Raw genomic sequence first — 494 nt, 5'->3', positions numbered from 1 at the left:
CGCGGATCCGACAGCGTCACGGTGCGCGGCGCCGCCGGCATCGGCTCCTGCGGCCGGATGCGCTTCTCGGGGATCGCGTGCTGCGCCGGGATCGGACCGAAGTTCTTCTCCACCATCGGGCGGACTTCCTTGGCGTCGACGTCGCCCGCGATCACCAGGATCGCATTGTTCGGTGCGTAGAAGCGCTTGTAGAACGCCAGCGCATCCTCGCGATCGAGCTTCTCGATCTCCTGGCGCCAGCCGATCACCGGCCGGCCGTAGGGATGGTTGAGATAGAGCGCCGCCATGATCTGCTCGGACAATCGCGCGTCCGGGTTGTTGGCGACACGCATGTTGAACTCTTCCAGCACGACGTCACGCTCGGGAAGTACATTCTCGTCCTTGAGAATGAGGCCGGTCATGCGGTCGGCCTCGAACTCCATCATGGCAGGAAGCTGCTCGCGCGGCACGTGCTGGATGTAGCCGGTGGTGTCGACCGAGGTGAAGGCGTTCTC

The 494-nt window shown here is 64.6% G+C and carries 1 protein-coding gene; it reads right to left on the bottom strand.

What is annotated here, in order from left to right:
- Positions 1–494: pitrilysin family protein (locus KIP88_RS46075; RefSeq protein WP_214494662.1), on the bottom strand; the 494-nt coding region annotated here is incomplete at both ends.

The organism is Bradyrhizobium sp. SRL28 (genome assembly GCF_018596315.1).
Classification (GTDB): Bacteria; Pseudomonadota; Alphaproteobacteria; order Rhizobiales; family Xanthobacteraceae; genus Bradyrhizobium.
The sequence above is the reverse complement of the archived record's forward strand: the minus strand, read 5'-3'. Positions and strand labels throughout refer to the sequence as shown.